The sequence below is a fragment of the Dongia sp. genome (assembly GCF_041906375.1).
GTDB lineage: Bacteria > Pseudomonadota > Alphaproteobacteria > Dongiales > Dongiaceae > Dongia.
On record NZ_JAYRJJ010000001.1, the window covers coordinates 219,112 to 234,963 of the forward strand.

Here is a 15,852-nt window from a genome sequence, read left to right on the forward strand (position 1 = left end):
GCTATCAGGGCCGTTCACGCCGACCGTCATCCCCGGGCTTGGCCCGGGCATGACGAACGAGATTGGCGGAATCTTTTACGATTTGTGCAGCCGGTCGAATTCGACGAATTCGTGGTTGATCGAGCGATCGATGAGGTCGCGATAGAGCGGTTCGATGAAGTCGGGATTCATTCCTGCGGCCGCGGCGCTTGCGCGCACCTTGGCCACCACATCCTCGATCCGCGGTTCGTCGCGCACGGCGTCGCGGCTGGCCTTGATGCGCGCGGCCTCGCCGATGAAGTGCAGGCGGTCGGCGAGCAGCGCCACGATCTGGCGGTCGAGCGCGTCGATCTCGGCACGGACCTCTGCCATGCTGCTGCAGGTCTTGCGGCGGGCGTTCATCGGTTCACGCTTGCTTCGCGTCGATGATGGCGCGGCGGACGGCGCGGGTGCGGCTGAAGACGTCGAACAGCTTGTCGCCGTCGCCCCAGCGGATCGCGCGCTGCATGGCAGTGAGATCCTCGGTGAAGCGGCCGAGGATTTCCAGCACCGCCTCGCGGTTGTTGAGGAAGATGTCACGCCACATCGTCGGATCCGACGCAGCTATACGCGTGAAGTCGCGAAATCCCGTGGCGGAAAACTTGATGACTTCCGACTGGGTCGAGGTCTCGAGCTGCGTCGCCGTGTCGACGATCGTGTAGGCGATGAGGTGCGGCAGGTGCGAGGTGATGGCCAGCACTTGGTCGTGATGGCTGGGTTCCATCACCTCGACCATCGAGCCGACGCCGGACCAGAAGGCCTTGAGCTTTTCGGTCGCCGCCGGGTCGGTGCCGGCGACGGGTGTCACGATCGCCCAGCGGCCCTTGAAGAGCTCGGCAAAGCCGGCGCGCGGGCCGGAATGCTCGGTGCCGGCGAGCGGGTGGCCGGGGATAAAATGGACGCCCTCCGGCACATGGGGCCCAAGATCGCGGATGACCGCCTGCTTGACCGAGCCCACATCGGTGAGGATGGCGCCAGGTTTCAAATGCGGGGCGAGGGCGGGACCGAGATCAGCATAGGCGCCGATCGGTGTTGCGATGATGACGAGGTCGGCCCCCGCGACGGCGCCGGCCAGCGTCTCCGAAACGTCCCCGAGCTTCAGTTCGGCGGCGACAGCGCGGGCCTCGGCGCTGGCGTCGAAGATGGCGACTTCACCGGCCAGTTTCTGCTCCGCGATGGCGCGGGCGAGCGATGAGCCGATGAGGCCGATGCCGATGAAGGCGATGCGCTGAAAAAGAGGATCCGTCATTGCGTGGCCGCTCCAGCGACGAAATCGGCGAGACCTTGCGCGCAGGCCTTCAGGGCCGCTTCCTCGGCGATGGTGATGCGCAGGCAATCGGCAAGGCCATAGGCGCCCATCTTCCTGACCAGCACGCGGCGGCTCTTGAGGAGTTTCTCGGCCGCATCGGCATTCAGTTTCGGGTCCGAGGGAAAGCGCACCAGCAGGAAATTGCCGACGGACGGATAGGGGTGCAGGCCGATGCGCTTCACCTCGTTCACGAACCAGGGCAGCCAGTAATCGTTATGCGCCTTGGAGCGCTTGACGTGATCGATGTCGGCGAGGCCCGCGACACCGGCCAACTGCGCCGGGGCTGCCACGTTGAAGACGCCGCGGATACGGTGCAGCACGTCCATGATCGACTTGTTGCCATAGGCCCAGCCGAGGCGCAGGGCGGCGAGGCCGTAGATCTTGGAGAAGGTCCTGGACATGATGACGTTGTCATATGCCTTTACCAGCTCGGCACCATCGGTGTAGTCGGGCTTATCGACATATTCGGCATAGGCCGCATCGATCACCAGCAGCACATTCTGCGGCAGGCCCTCGCGCAGGCGCTTCATCTCGGATGCCGGGATGTAGCTGCCGGTGGGATTGTTCGGGTTGGCGACGAAGCAGATCTTCGTCCGGGGCGTTACGGCCGCCAACAGCGCGTCGACATCGGTGGTGAGGTCCTTTTCCGGCGCCGTCACGGGGGTGGCGCCGACCGATTGCGCGGCGATGGGATAGATGAGGAAGCCGTGGCGCGAATAAAGCACCTCGTCGCCGGGGCCGGCATAGGCGCGGGTGATCAGCACCAGGATGTCATCCGACCCGGTGCCGCAGATGATCTCCTCTTCCTTGCCGCCTACCTCGCGGGCAAGGGCTGCGCGCAGATGGTGGCTGGCGCCGTCGGGATAGCGGTGAAGTTCAGCCGCACCTCGGGCGTAGGCGTCCATGGCGAGCGCGCTGGCGCCCAGTGCACTCTCATTCGACGACATCTTGTAGATGGGGCCGGAACCCGGCAGGTCATGCTCGCCCGGCACATAGGCGGCGATGTCGAGGATTCCGGGGCGAACGGTGAGGGTCATGGTCTCTACTCCACGGCGCAGTGGGCGCCAGATTTTCAGTGATCGGCCGGCTCGTCGGCCAATTCTTCGCTGGTGAGCGGTTCGGCATAGGAGCCGATGCTATGGAGCCTTGCATCCTTGCCAAGGCCGCTCGCCGCCAGCTGCAGGCGCGGGTCGCTGGCATCGACATAGCCTGCCACCTCGACCAGGTTGAGGTCGGAATCCTGGTTGTCGCGGCCGCCATGGATGAAGCTGGTGGTGAGGCCGACGCCGGCCAGGGCCTGCCGCAGGGTCGAGCGGCTGACCGGTTCCGGTGCCTCGAGAACCAGCAGCGAATGGTCGCGGTCGGTGGGCTCGGTGGGCGTCCGGCCGACGACGAGCGCCTGCAGGTCCGGATTGCGCTGGTTGCCGGGATCGCCGAAGGGCAGCCTGGCGATGACATGGGGAAGCTGCGCGGAACCGACCAGACGGCGCCACCAGGGGCCGCTATCGTCCTCGCGCGGGAACGGCAAGACCGCGACCGTCGCCGACCCGTCCATGACGGCCGAGAGCGCCCGGTCGACGCGGCTGCAGGTGATGATCTTGACCCGGCTGCCGTAATGGTCGCGCGCCAGATCCCAGAAGCCCGGCTGGGCGTGCGGGGCGTAGACGGCCACCGCGAAGGGGCCTTCGACCTGGAGGAGGGCCGAGATCATCTCGCGCCACATGCGCACGATGACGGCCTTGGGCAGCTTGCCCTTGTGGCGGGCAATGAGGCGGCGGAGGATCTTGGCTTCGCGGGCGGGCCTGATGAATTTCGCCCCTTCGGCGGGAGAATCGCCGCTGACCGGCTGGCGCGCCGCCTTGGCAGCGCCGACCGCCACAGCCAACTCCGTCCGCTGCATCAGCAGATCGTGCAGCTGGTTGTCGACCGCGTCGATCTTGTGCCGCAGTTGGACCAGCTCATCCCCGGTGCCGTCCCCAGTGCCACTTGGCCCCTGCATGTCCCCCGAACCACTCCCAAGTCATGATGAATGGCCCGGCATCCGGTCACGAAGATGGGTCCCCGGAAGGCGCCTGGCCGCGGCCCAGTGATAGCCGTCAAGCGCCGGAAAAGCAAAGAAAACCTTGAAAGAAACCAATTCCAGGCCGCCCGCGCGATCACCCGACACCGGGGTGGTGGGGGCGGCTGCTGCGGACCCTATTGGCCGACCTTCTCGATCTCGAAGGGGGTCGTCTGATAGATCTCGTTGATCCAGTTCGAGAAGAAGAGATGGCCGTGCGGGCGCCAGCGGTTCAGCGGTGCCTGCGTCGGGTCATTTGCCGGGAAATAGTCGTGTGGCAGCTTGATGGGGACCTTGGCCGCGACATCGCGCGCATACTCGTCGCCCAGCGACGTCGCGTCATATTCCATGTGATCGAGCACGTAGAGACGCCGTGTGCCACGGCTCTGGGCGATGCAGACGCCTTTCTCGTCGGAATAGGCCAGCACCTCGACATCCGGGCAGGCCGCCACGTCGGCCGTCCGGATCTCTGCCCAGCGCGAAATCGGGATCACGAAATCGTCCGAGAAGCCGATCAGAAAGGGTGAAGACGGCTTCATGATTTTCTGGCGATAGACGCCGAAAGCCTTTTCCGGCAGTTGATGCTTCGGAATGCCATGGAAATGGTAAAGTGCCGCCATGGCACCCCAGCAGACATTGATCGTCGAATGCGCGTTGGTGGTGGTCCAGTCGAAGATCTGCTGCATCTCCGGCCAATAGGTCACGTCCTCATAGGGGATCGTCTCGACCGGCGTGCCGGTGATGATGAAGCCGTCGAACTTGCGGTGCCGCGCATCTTCCCAGGTCTGGTAGAACGTCCGCAGATGGTCTTCCGCCGTGTTCTTGGAGGCATGGTTGCCGATGCGGATCAAAGACAGGTCGATCTGCAGCGGGGTGGCGCCGAGCAGGCGCGCGATCTGCAACTCGGTCTTGATCTTGTTCGGCATCAGGTTAAGCAAGCCGATCTGCAGCGGGCGGATGTCCTGGCGGATCGCCGCCGTCTCGGTCATCACGCGCACGCCCTCGTCCTGGAGGGCCTGGAAAGCGGGGAGCTTGTCGGCAATCTTGATCGGCATGTACGGTCACCCAAAAAACGGCAAATGGCTCGCTTCCGGGGTCCGCAGCCTTGAGATTCCAGTCTTGAAAATCTCGGGCGGCCCTTTAGCGAGTTTTTTTACGTGGCTGCAAGCCGGCCGGCCAAATCACCACGGAATGGCCCTATTTAACCGAACCGGCCCCCTAGCTACAATACGATTCATCAGGCGTTGAGCGCCGTCCTGGGCGGCGATTCATGCATGTTATGGGACATTTTGCCGCATAATGCGGGTGAATTTGCCTTCAGTGACAGGCGCTGATAACCGAGAGGAGCCTAGATGACTGAGACCTATGCCATTCTGGCGATCATGGCTGCCATTCTCGTCGGCGCGATCAGCCCGGGGCCGAGTTTCCTGCTGGTGGCGCGGATATCGCTGTCGCAATCGCGGGGGCATGGGTTGGCCTCGGCGCTGGGCATGGGCGTCGGCGGCATGATTCTCGCGACTCTAGCCGTCATCGGGCTGCAGGCGCTCTTCATGCAGGTCGAATGGCTTTATATGGGCTTCAAGATCGGCGGTGGTGCCTATCTTGTCTATCTGGGTTATCGCCTGTGGCGCGGGGCGAAGGAACCGCTGGCGGCCGGTGATCAGGCGGTGGCGCGCGGTGGGCGCTTGGCGACCTTCCTGCTGGCGCTGGGGACACAGCTTAGCAACCCGAAGACGGTGATCTTCTATTCCAGTGTGTTCGCCGCCCTGCTGCCGGCAAGGCCCTCGCTCACCGTCATCATGGTGCTGCCCCTCATCCTGTTCCTCATCGAGGGCGGCTGGTACAGCGCGGTGGCGCTCGCCTTTTCGACCGCGCGTCCGCGCGCGGTCTATCTCAGTTTCAAGGCCTGGATCGATCGCACCGCCGGCGCCGTCATGGCGGCGCTGGGCCTACGGCTGATTTTCAGCGGGACGGAGATTTAAAGACAGAACCCCTCACCCCGACCCTCTCCCCACTTCGTGGGGCGAGGGAGTTTCTATTGCGCCTCGGCTATGAGCCCCTCGCCCCGCTTCAGCGGGGAGAGGGGTTGGGGTGAGGGGTCAATCCAACAAGCTCCGCAGCGTCCGGTTGGCGACCGCCAGCATGGCGAGTTCCAGCTTGCCCACTTGCCGCAGGTCCGCAAAGAGGGCTTCGGCGCGGGGTAGGGCGGCGGTGCGGCCGGCTTTCCAGCCATCGATCGCCTTCTCGCCGGTGAGGGCCAGATCGTTGGCCAGCACGGCGGTCGTCAGGTCGCGCTGGTGGGTGTTGAGGTCATCGATGATGGCAAAGACCGCCAGCCGCTGCCAATGGCTGTCGCCGATGAGGGCCTTCGCGCCGCTGCGCAACCAGTCGATGTTGAACTGGTCGCCGATGGCGAAATAGGTCGCTGCCACATCTTCGACCTTGATCTTGGTCTGGGCCGCGATCTTCACCACGTCCAGCGTGGTGCCGATGCTGGACAGCTGCGACACGCGCCGCGCCAGCTTGTCCGGCACGCCGGCCGACATCAGCGCGCTGTAGCGCTTGGTGTTGGCCTGCTGGTCCGCCGGCGACAGGATCTTCGACAGAGCCGCTTCGATGGCGACAATGCCTGGTTCGGTGGCGGCGATGTTGTTGGCGATGTTGAGCGGCTGCTCGCCATTCCTGAGGAACCACAGGGTCGCGGCTTCCGCGAGACGGTTGATCTCGATCAGCATCGACGTCTGGATGCTGGCCGAAACCTTGTTGTCGAGCGCCTGGATGCCGGACCACAGCTCGCGGAGCTTGAAGGCGCCGCGGGTGATAGCATAGGCGCGGGCGATGGCGGAAGCGTTCTGCCCGGTCTTCTCCTTGGTGACATGGACGAAGGTGGCGCCCATGCGGTTGACCAGGCTGTTTGTCACCACCGTGCAGATGATCTCGCGCCGCAGGCGATGCTTCTGGATGAGCGGCTTGTAGCCTTCCTGCAGCTTGACCGGGAAATAGGAGATGAGATCGTCGGCCAATTGCGGGTCGTCGGGAAGATCCGAGGGCAGCAATTCGTCATAGAGCGCCATCTTGGAATAAGCGAGCAGGACGGCGCTTTCCGAGCGCGTCATGCCGATGCGCTGGGTGAGGCGCTGGCGCATGATTTCGTCATCGGGCAGGAACTCGATGGCGCGATCGAGACGCCCGGCGCGTTCGAGCCCGCGCATGAAGCGCCCTTGCTGGTCGAGGAGCGTGTAGTTCTGCGCCTCGGCCACCGACAGGGCCTGGGATTGCAGGTAATTGTCCCGCAGCACCAGGGTGCCCACTTCGTCGGTCATCTCGGCCAGGAGCTTATCGCGCTGCTTCATGGTGAGATCGCCGCTGGCGATCGCCTCGTTGATGAGGATCTTGATGTTGACCTCATGGTCCGAGGTGTCGACGCCGGCGGAATTGTCGACGGCGTCGGTGTTGAGCCGCTTGCCGGAGAGAGCCGCCTCGACGCGGCCGCGCTGGGTGCAACCCAGATTGGCGCCTTCGCCGATGACTCGGCAGCGAAGATCGGCGCCGTTGACGCGGGTCGCGTCATTGGCGCGGTCGCCGACATCGGCATGGGTCTCGTCGGTCGATTTGACATAGGTGCCGATGCCGCCGAACCAGAGCAGGTCCACTTCGGCCTTCAAGAGCAGCTGGATGAGTTCGTTCGGCGTCACCTGATCCTTGGTGAAGCCGAAACGCTGCTTCACCTCAGGCGACAGCTTGATCGACTTGGCCTTGCGCTCGAACACGCCACCGCCGGCCGAGATCAGCTTGGTGTCGTAATCGTTCCAGCCGGAGCGGGGCAGGTTGAAGAGCCGCTGCCGTTCGGCAAAGCTCGCCTTCACGTCCGGATTGGGGTCGAGGAAGATGTGCATGTGGTTGAAGGCAGCGACCAGTTTCGTGTGGCTCGACAGCAGCATGCCGTTGCCGAAGACGTCGCCCGACATGTCGCCGACACCGACACAGGTGAAGTCGACATTCTGGATGTCGTGGTCGAGCTCGCGGAAATGGCGCTTGACGCATTCCCAGGCGCCGCGGGCGGTGATGCCCATCTTCTTGTGATCGTAGCCGGCCGAACCGCCCGAGGCGAAAGCGTCGTCGAGCCAGAAACCGTAATCGCGGGAGACGGAATTGGCGATGTCGGAGAAGGTCGCCGTGCCCTTGTCGGCTGCGACGACCAGATAGGGATCGTCCTCGTCATGGCGCACGACTCTGAGCGGCGGCTTCACGGCGCCACCCACCAGATTGTCGGTGATGTCGAGGAGGCCGCGCATCAGGGTCTTGTAGCAATGCACTACTTCGGCCATCACGGCTTCGCGGTCACCCTGGACGGGGCGCTTCACCACGAAGCCGCCCTTGGAGCCCACCGGGACGATGACGGCGTTCTTCACCATCTGCGCCTTCATCAGGCCCAGCACTTCGGTGCGGAAATCTTCGCGCCGGTCCGACCAGCGGATGCCGCCACGGGCGACCTTGCCGCCGCGCAGATGAATGGCCTCGGCGCGGGGCGAATAGACGAAAACCTCGACCAGCGGTCGCGGCAGGGGCAATTCCTCGATGCGGCTGGAATCGAGCTTGAAGGAGACATATTCCTTCGGGGTCCCATCGGCCGCCGGCTGGTAGAAATTGGTGCGCAGGGTGCACTGCACGGCGTTGAGATAGCGCCTGAGGATCCGGTCCTCGTCGAGATTGACCACGGCGTCGAGCTTGGTAGCGATCTCGTCGATGATCTTCTGCGACTTGGCATCGCGGTCGCCGGCAGAATCCGGATCGTTGCGGACGTGGAACAACTGGATGATGTTGCGGGTGATGCCGGGATTGGCATTCAGCGTCGCTTCCATATAGGACTGGCTGAAGGCGATCGCGGCCTGCCGCAGATATTTGCAATAGGCGCGCACCAGCGTGATATCGCGCCAATCAAGGCCGGCAGTGATGACCAGGCGGTTGAAGCCGTCATCCTCCATCTGCCCGGTCCAGATCTTGGCATAGGCTTCGTGGAAATTGTCGCGGATGGCGGCGATGTCCACTTCGGCGCCGTCGGCCGTCACCATGGTGAAGGCGTGGATCCAGATCGGCTGTTCCTGGCCTTGTGGGCGGACGTCGAACGGGTTTTCGCTGATGACCTTGAGGCCGAAATTCTCCAGCGACGGCAGGACGGTGGAGAGGGCGATCTTCTCGCCGGATTTATAGAGCTTCAGGTGGAGCTCGTTGGCACCCGCTTCCACCGGCCGGTAGAGGTTGATCGCGGTCTTGTTCTCGTGCAGCGCCTCCTCGATCCGGTCGATGTCGGAGACCGCCGCATGCGCGTTGAAATACTCCTCGAAGCCGAGCGGGAAGGCGTCGCCATAGCTCCTGAGCAGGGTAAGGCCCTCGGCCTCGCCCTTGGCTTCGATAAGCGCGTCTTTGAGATGGTCCGCCCAGGAACGGCAGGCATCGGTTACCAGCTGCTCCAGTTCCTTCACGTCATAGGGCGGGATTTCGCCGGGGGTCGTCGCGATGATGAGATGCACGCGCGCCAGCGGGCTTTCGGTGAGGTAGACGTAGTAGTTGGAGATGCGACCATTGAAGGCCTTGCTGAGGATGTTCTGGATGCGCTGCCTGAGTTCCGTCGTCTGCCAGTCGCGCGGCAGGTAGACGAAGCAGGAAAGGAAGCGCTCGTAAGGATCGCGGCGGACGAAGAGCGCCACGCGCTGGCGGTCCTGCAGGTTGAGGATGCCGAGCGATGTTTCCAGCAGCTCGTCGGCATTGATCTGGAACAGCTCGTCACGCGGATAGGTCTCGAGGATATGCGCCAGCGCCTTGCCGTCATGGCTTTGCGGGTTGAAGCCGGCGCGGCGGGCGACCGATTCCACCTTGTCGCGCAGCAGCGGAATGTCCCAGGGCGAGCGGTTATAGGCCACCGACGTGAAGAGTCCGGCAAAGAGATGCTCCCCGACGACCTCGCCCTTGTCGTTGAAGATCTTGATGCCGATCGTGTCGAGGTGAACGTTGCGGTGCACGGTCGAGCGAAGATTGGCCTTGGTGACCAGGATCATCTTCGGCTGCGTGAGGAAACTTCTCACATCCGGCGGCAGCGCGTCGAGATTGCGCATGCCTTCAAAGACGCGGACCTCCGCATCGCGCAGCACGCCGAGGCCGGCTTCCTTCTTGATATGATAGGTGATGTTGTCCTTCTCGCCGGCGAAGATGTATTCGCGGTAGCCGAGGAAGGTGAAATGGTCGTCATTGATCCATTTGAGGAAGTCGACCACCTCGGTCACTTCCTCCTTGGGCAACGGCAGCTTGCGCTTGTTCGTTTCCTCGATCGCCGTGGCGAGCTTGGCGCGCATCTTCTGCCAATCCTCGACGGCGAGGCGCACGTCGCGCAGCACGATCTCGATCCGCGCCTTGACGGCGTCGAGTTGTTCTTGTGTCGCCACCTGGTTGACGCGGAGCTGCATCACCGACTCAGCTTTGCCGTCTTCGGCGCCGATGGCGGTCAACTGCCCCTTGGCGTCGCGCGAGACGCGCATGACCGGGTGGATGACCAGATGGACGCCCAGTTCCTGGCGGTTCATTTCGGCGGTGAGCGAGTCGACCAGGAACGGCATGTCGTCGTTGACCAGTTCGACCACCGTGTGGGGCGAGCGCCAGCCATGTTCGTCGATGCGGGGGTTGAAGACGCGGACCTTGGCCTGCAGCGGCGCGCGGACCTGCGCAAAATTGGCCAACGACAAGGCGGCGCTGAAAAGATCTTCCGGGCTTTCGCCGGCAATGTCCGCTTGCGGCACATTGGCATAGAAATGGCGGATGAAGGTTTCGATCAACGCGCTGCGCTTGCGCTCAATCCGTTCACCCACAAAGCGCACGACTTCGTCGATCAGCTGGTTCTTCAGCTTTTCCGCTCGCATGATAGCAATATCCCCGATGACAGTTACTGGAGGTTAGTCATTGTTTTTTTTGAGATTCTAGCCGATGCGGACAGAAAGCGCCAATCTGGCACAGCGCTGGTTTAGACCGGCAAAAAGCCGCCCAACCGGCTGTTTCGATGGGTTTAGCCGTCCACCTCGCCCGTTTTCATGTATCTAAACCTGTTTTGGTAAAGAAAATTTAAACCATCAGCCGTCATTCTCGGAGAAAGAGAGGCGCGTTGACCCGATCGCGGGCAAATTGCGCTCGGTTCATGAGGAGACGACCATGTTGATGGACGAAGTCCGCGGCGAAGCGTTCCTGCGCAAGCTGCCGCAGGACATCAGGGACGGGCTGACGCCGACGCAGACGGAGGCGATCAGCCGCGTGGCGCAGGGGACGATCCAGCGCCGCCACCCGATCGATTTCCGCGTTTCGCTGCCTTTGCCGTTCGGCGAACGGGCCTATCTGGTCTTTCTGATCGGCAAGGAGAAACGCTCCAGCGCCCGCCGCCAGCTCGACAAGCAGCTGCGCCCGACCGACCGGCTGAGCCAGATCGTTGTCTTCGGCTTGGGGCTTGCGGCCTTCACGCTGGCGGCCTTCATCGCCCTCCTGTTCCATAACGCGGTGCTGACGCCTTAAAGACCGAACCCCGTGCGCAGGATTATCGCTGGGCTGCTGGCCCTTTTTTTGTCGTCGCAGCTCGCCTCGGCGCAGAGCAGCACGTTGCCGCCCTTGCCCAAGATCGGCATCGAGGGCGCGGACAACCGGGTGCGCACAGATCCCAAGCAATGGCCGTGGATATCGATCGGCCGCGTCAACCGCGAGATCGGCGGCCATTGCACCGGCACGCTCATCGCCCCCGCTCTGGTCCTCACCGCGGCGCATTGCCTCTACAACAAGGATGACGGCCGCTGGACGGCGCCGTTCGAGGTGCATTTCGTCGCCGGCTATGACCGCGGTTCCTATGCCGCCCATGCACGGGGCAAGAAGTTCATCACAGATCCCAAATACGATCCCAAGAAGGCCGCGACCCCGGCGCAGATGGCGCGCGATTGGGCGGTCATCGAACTCGACCAGAAGCTGGATTTGAAGCCGGTTCCCTTGAGCGACGGCGCGCGCAACGAGGTCTTTGCGCGCCAGGCGCAGGCCAAGGTGAGCGCTGCCGGCTACAATGGCGACTGGTCGGAGATCCTGATGCGCGATGCCGGTTGCCAACTCAAAGGCATGCTGGCCGAGCGGCCGCTTCTTATCCACGATTGCGACACGACCTTCGGCGCTTCGGGCGGTCCCCTGGTCATGCTGAAGGGCGACAAGGCCGAGATCGTCGGCGTGCTGAGCGGCGTGCTGGAACTCAAAGACCAGACGGATCTGGGGGCTGCCGTTCCGGTCTGGACGTTCCGGTCGACTGTGCTTCCCTAGGCCGATTCAGCCCGCGCGAAGAAACGCAGCATCAGATAGCCGCAGACGGCCGAAAGGCCCGACCCGCCGAGAACGCCTAAGCGCACTTCCGCCGCCAGAGCCGGATCGGGGAAAGCGAGGCCGCCGATGAACAGCGACATGGTGAAGCCGATGCCGGTGAGGAGCGCCACGCCGTAAAGCTGGGACCAGCTGGCGCCACTGGGGCGCCGGCACAGGCGCAATAGAACGCCGAGGGCCACCGCCGCCAGCACGCCCACCTGCTTGCCGATGAAGAGGCCGGCGGCGATGCCAAGGGTCAGCGGGTGCGCCAGCGATTGCAGCGAGAGCCCGTCGAGGCTCACCCCGGCATTGGCGAAGGCGAAGATCGGCATGACGCCGAAGCTGACCCAGGGATGCAGGCCATGTTCGGCCCGCCGGAGTGGGGTGGCTTCACTGTCGCCGGGAAGCTTGAACGGGACGAAAAAGGCGACGGCGACACCGGCCAAGGTCGCATGCACACCCGATTTCAGCACGCAGACCCAGATGAATATGCCGATCAGAACATAAGGCGTGATGCGGGTGACGCGCGCGCGGTTGAGGATCAGCAGTCCCAGCATGCCGATGCCGGCCAATGACAGCGAGAGCAGCGAGAGATCGGCGGTGTAGAAGATGGCGATGATGATGATGGCGCCGAGATCGTCGATGATGGCCAGCGCCAGCAGAAAGATCTTGAGGCTGGGCGGAACGCGGTTGCCCAGAAGCGTCAGCACGGCAAGGGCGAAGGCGATGTCGGTGGCCGCCGGAATGGCCCAACCGCTCAAGTATTCGGGGCTTTCGCGGTTGACGAGGAAATAGACCAGGGCCGGCGCCGCCATGCCGCCCAAGGCGGCGATGCCGGGCAGGCTTGCCTGGGCCGGACTCGACAGCTCACCGCCCAGCACCTCGCGCTTGATCTCCAGCCCCACCAGGAAGAAGAAGACCGCCATCAGCCCGTCATTGATCCAGAGCAGCAGCGGCTTCACCAGCCCGAGCGGGCCTAGGGTGACGCCGAAGGGCAGGTCGAGAAAGCCCTGATAGAACGGCGCCAGAGCGGAATTGCTGCAGATCATCGCCAGCACGGCGGCCAGCAGAAGCAGGACGCCGCCGCTCGATTCAAGCTGCAGGAACTGACGGATTGGATTCATACGGATCGCCTAGAAGAGTGCTGCATTGAGGAGCCGATGCACGAGGATGCTGGCGCCGTAGCCGGCGGCGACCGCCCAGCTCCATTTGAGGTGGCTGAAGAAGGTATAGCTGTCCTTGGCCTGGCCCATCAGGGCGACACCAGCGGCCGAACCGATGGAGAGGATCGAGCCGCCGACACCGCAGGTCAGCGTCACCAGCAGCCATTGCCCGTCGGACATGGCGGGGTCCATCTTGAGGACGGCGAACATCAGCGGAATATTGTCGACGATCGCCGAGAGGGCGCCGATGGCGATATTGGCCGCCGTGGGACCGAAACCGTCATAGAGCAGCTGCGACGCGAAGGCGAGATAACCCATGGCGCCCAGGCCGCCGACGGCGAAGATGATGCCGAAGAAGAACAGCAGCGTGTCGAACTCGATGCGCTGAATCTCCTTGAAGGAATCGAGCAGCATGTCGGAATCGTCGCGCTTTTTGCTAGTGATGTTGAGGTAATAGGCCCAGATCTGCAGATAGCCCAAGCCCAGCATCATGCCCATGGCCGGCGGCAGATGCAGGAAGTTCTTGAACGAGACGGCGGTGGCGATGGTGGCCGCGAAGAGCACCACGACGCCGCGCGCACCCGGCTTTGTGCTGGCGCGTTCCTGCCTGGGCATGGGTTTGCCTGCCGGGATGGCCAGATGCATGAGAACTGCCGGGACCAGCCAATTGACCAGCGAGGGTAGGAACAGGTCGAAGAATTCCCAGAAGGTCAGTTTGCCGTTCTGCCAGACCATGAGGGTCGTGATATCGCCGAAGGGTGAAAAGGCGCCGCCGGCATTGGCCGCCACCACGATGTTGATGCAGCCGAGAGCGATGAAGGCGCGCGAACCCGCGCCCACGGCCATGACCACGGCGCCCATGACGAGGGCGGTGGTCAGATTGTCGAGCACCGCCGACATCGGAAAGGCGATGGCGCCGGTCAGCCAGAAGAGAGAGCGATAGCCGAGGCCGTACCCGACCAATTTGGCCCGCAGCACATCGAAGACGCGGCGTTCCTCGAGTGTGTTCACATAGGTGATGGCGACCAGCAGGAACAGCAGCAGCTCGCCATATTCGAGGATGATCTCCTTGGCCTGATCATGCGCCGCTTCGGCCTGATCGATCGAGGCATAGCCTAGTGCCACCAACGCCCAGATCAACCCGGCCGCGACCAGCACGGGCTTAGATTTGCGCATTTCGATGGCTTCCTCGCAGATGACGAGGACATAGGCGGCGACGAAAATGCCGAGAACGGCGAGGCCCGCCCAATGCGTGGTCAGATCAATCACCCGGTTGCTCCTTATTGCCGGCGCCAAGGGCGCCTAACATAACGAAGGCCGGTTGAGTCTGTCGCCCGGAATAGGCCGAAATAGACTAAGCTATTGATATAAGAAGGAACGACGCCTTTCAGGCGAGGCTGGGGAGGGCCAAGATCAGGGTCATCAGGGCGGAAAAGGCGATGGCTTCGAAGGCGTTGCGGAGATTGAAGGCCATGACACGCTCCATTGAGTATCGTTTATGGACCCTTTATGTTCTATTTAAGTTCCAACGTCAAGACCCTTCGACAATCAATTGAGTGGAACGGGTTTGCGCCGGTAGCCGCCACCCTCAAGGCCGTCGAACATGTCGCGCAGGAGCGGATGGCGGCAGGGCTTGCCACTGTCGTCGGGCAGGAGATTCTGTTCCGAGACATAGGCCACATAGGTCGTCTCGGCGTTCTCGGCCAGCAGATGGTAGAAGGGCTGGTCGCGGTGCGGGCGTACTTCCGCCGGGACGGCCTGCAGCCATTCCTCGGTATTGGCAAAGACCGGGTCGACGTCGAATACCACCCCACGGAAGGGGTAGACGCGATGCTTGACGATGTCGCCGATGTTGAAGCGCGCGGTGCCGCCGCTGGTTCGAAATCGTTCTTTCATAGGCCCCAATTTGGGCCGAATGGCGACGGCGTCAAGTCCCCGTCGATCCGGCTTAGAAAGTGCCTTACTCGCTCAAAACCCATTGCTTCATGTTGACAGACCGTATGTCTTGCCCAAGTTCGCGGCATCAATGATGTTATGAAGCTTGCGCGCACAGCCTGACCCGAGGAAGTCACCGTTCATGAACAAGCCCGCCAAGTTTTCCGGTACCGAGGCCTATATCACCACCCGCGACCTTGAGATTGCCGTCAATGCGGCGATGACGTTGGAGCGGCCCTTGCTGGTGAAGGGCGAGCCCGGGACGGGCAAGACCGTGCTGGCGCGCGAGGTGTCGCGGGCGCTGGGCATGCCGCTCATCGAATGGCATGTGAAGTCGACCACCAAGGCCGCGCAGGGTCTTTACGAGTATGACGCGGTGGCGCGTTTGCGCGACGGGCAGCTGGGCGAGGCCCGGGTCCACGATATTTCCAACTACATCATCCGCGGCAAATTGTGGGAAGCCTTCACGGCTGATACCCAAGTCGTGCTGCTGATCGACGAGATCGACAAGGCGGATATCGAATTTCCCAATGACCTGCTGCAGGAACTCGATCGCATGGAATTCTTCGTCTACGAGACGAAGGAGACGGTCAGGGCCAAACACCGTCCGCTGGTCATCATCACCTCGAACAATGAGAAGGAGTTGCCCGATGCCTTCCTGCGTCGCTGCTTCTTCCATTTCATCCGCTTCCCGGACCGCGCGACGATGGAACGGATCGTCGCCGCGCATTATCCCAACATCAAGCACGACCTGGTGCGCGAAGCGCTCAATCTCTTCTTCGACATTCGCGAGGTGCCGGGGCTGAAGAAGAAGCCGGCGACCTCGGAACTGCTCGACTGGCTGAAACTGCTGATGGTCGACGATATTCCGCCGGAGGTGCTGAAATCGAACGACCCCAAGATGGTGGTGCCGCCGCTCTATGGGGCACTGCTCAAGAACGAGCAGGATGTGCATCTCTTCGAGCGTGTGGCCTTCCTCGCCCGGCGCGGTCAGTAGC

13 protein-coding genes and 1 riboswitch are annotated in these 15,852 nt (G+C 63.0%); of the genes, 4 read left to right on the forward strand and 9 right to left on the reverse strand.

The window, feature by feature from the left end:
- Positions 1-75: 75 nt before the first annotated feature.
- The 5 genes from ACE3OA_RS01050 to metA form a co-directional block, all read right to left on the reverse strand.
- Entirely contained in the window at positions 76-381 is a 306-nt protein-coding gene (locus tag ACE3OA_RS01050) for a chorismate mutase (protein ID WP_374306873.1), read from the reverse strand.
- A 4-nt stretch (positions 382-385) separates the two neighbouring features.
- On the reverse strand, positions 386-1,267 hold the full coding sequence (locus tag ACE3OA_RS01055; protein WP_374306875.1) for a prephenate/arogenate dehydrogenase family protein: 882 nt from the start codon (positions 1,265-1,267) through the stop codon (positions 386-388).
- Positions 1,264-2,364 carry a histidinol-phosphate transaminase gene (hisC, locus tag ACE3OA_RS01060; protein WP_374306877.1) on the reverse strand — a complete coding sequence of 367 codons (1,101 nt, stop codon included), beginning with the start codon at positions 2,362-2,364 and terminating at the stop codon, positions 1,264-1,266. Before hisC ends, ACE3OA_RS01055 begins: the two co-directional genes overlap by 4 nt.
- A gap of 35 nt (positions 2,365-2,399) precedes the next feature.
- The gene (gene pheA / locus ACE3OA_RS01065) at positions 2,400-3,326 is read right to left on the reverse strand and encodes a chorismate mutase (RefSeq protein ID WP_374306879.1); all 927 of its coding nucleotides are present in this window, start codon (positions 3,324-3,326) and stop codon (positions 2,400-2,402) included.
- A gap of 197 nt (positions 3,327-3,523) precedes the next feature.
- Positions 3,524-4,441, reverse strand: a complete 918-nt coding sequence (gene metA / locus ACE3OA_RS01070; RefSeq protein ID WP_374306881.1) for a homoserine O-succinyltransferase — start codon at positions 4,439-4,441, stop codon at positions 3,524-3,526.
- A gap of 65 nt (positions 4,442-4,506) precedes the next feature.
- Positions 4,507-4,584, reverse strand: a riboswitch (SAM riboswitch).
- 154 nt (positions 4,585-4,738) lie between these two features.
- Between metA and ACE3OA_RS01075 the strand changes: the two genes are divergently transcribed.
- A complete protein-coding gene (locus ACE3OA_RS01075; protein WP_374306883.1) occupies positions 4,739-5,368 on the forward strand; it encodes a LysE family translocator in 630 nt (209 codons plus the stop codon).
- A gap of 117 nt (positions 5,369-5,485) precedes the next feature.
- On the opposite strand, the gene ACE3OA_RS01080 is transcribed toward ACE3OA_RS01075, so the two are convergent.
- On the reverse strand, positions 5,486-10,297 hold the full coding sequence (locus ACE3OA_RS01080; RefSeq protein WP_374306885.1) for an NAD-glutamate dehydrogenase: 4,812 nt from the start codon (positions 10,295-10,297) through the stop codon (positions 5,486-5,488).
- Positions 10,298-10,583: 286 nt separating this feature from the next.
- Here ACE3OA_RS01080 and ACE3OA_RS01085 point away from each other — a divergent pair, with 286 nt between their 5' ends.
- Complete coding sequence (locus ACE3OA_RS01085; protein WP_374306886.1) at positions 10,584-10,937, forward strand: hypothetical protein; 354 nt, start codon at positions 10,584-10,586, stop codon at positions 10,935-10,937.
- 12 nt (positions 10,938-10,949) lie between these two features.
- Positions 10,950-11,717, forward strand: a complete 768-nt coding sequence (locus ACE3OA_RS01090; protein ID WP_374306887.1) for a serine protease — start codon at positions 10,950-10,952, stop codon at positions 11,715-11,717.
- On the opposite strand, the gene nhaA is transcribed toward ACE3OA_RS01090, so the two are convergent.
- From nhaA to hspQ, 3 genes are all read right to left on the reverse strand, one after another.
- On the reverse strand, positions 11,714-12,886 hold the full coding sequence (nhaA, locus tag ACE3OA_RS01095) for a Na+/H+ antiporter NhaA (protein WP_374309188.1): 1,173 nt from the start codon (positions 12,884-12,886) through the stop codon (positions 11,714-11,716). The genes ACE3OA_RS01090 and nhaA overlap by 4 nt on opposite strands.
- 3 nt (positions 12,887-12,889) lie before the next feature.
- A complete protein-coding gene (gene nhaD / locus ACE3OA_RS01100; RefSeq protein WP_374306889.1) occupies positions 12,890-14,188 on the reverse strand; it encodes a sodium:proton antiporter NhaD in 1,299 nt (432 codons plus the stop codon).
- 279 nt (positions 14,189-14,467) lie between these two features.
- Entirely contained in the window at positions 14,468-14,815 is a 348-nt protein-coding gene (gene hspQ, locus ACE3OA_RS01105; protein ID WP_374306892.1) for a heat shock protein HspQ, read from the reverse strand.
- 181 nt (positions 14,816-14,996) lie between these two features.
- Between hspQ and ACE3OA_RS01110 the strand changes: the two genes are divergently transcribed.
- Positions 14,997-15,851 carry an AAA family ATPase gene (locus tag ACE3OA_RS01110; protein WP_374306894.1) on the forward strand — a complete coding sequence of 285 codons (855 nt, stop codon included), beginning with the start codon at positions 14,997-14,999 and terminating at the stop codon, positions 15,849-15,851.
- The last annotated feature ends 1 nt before the right edge of the window (position 15,852 follow it).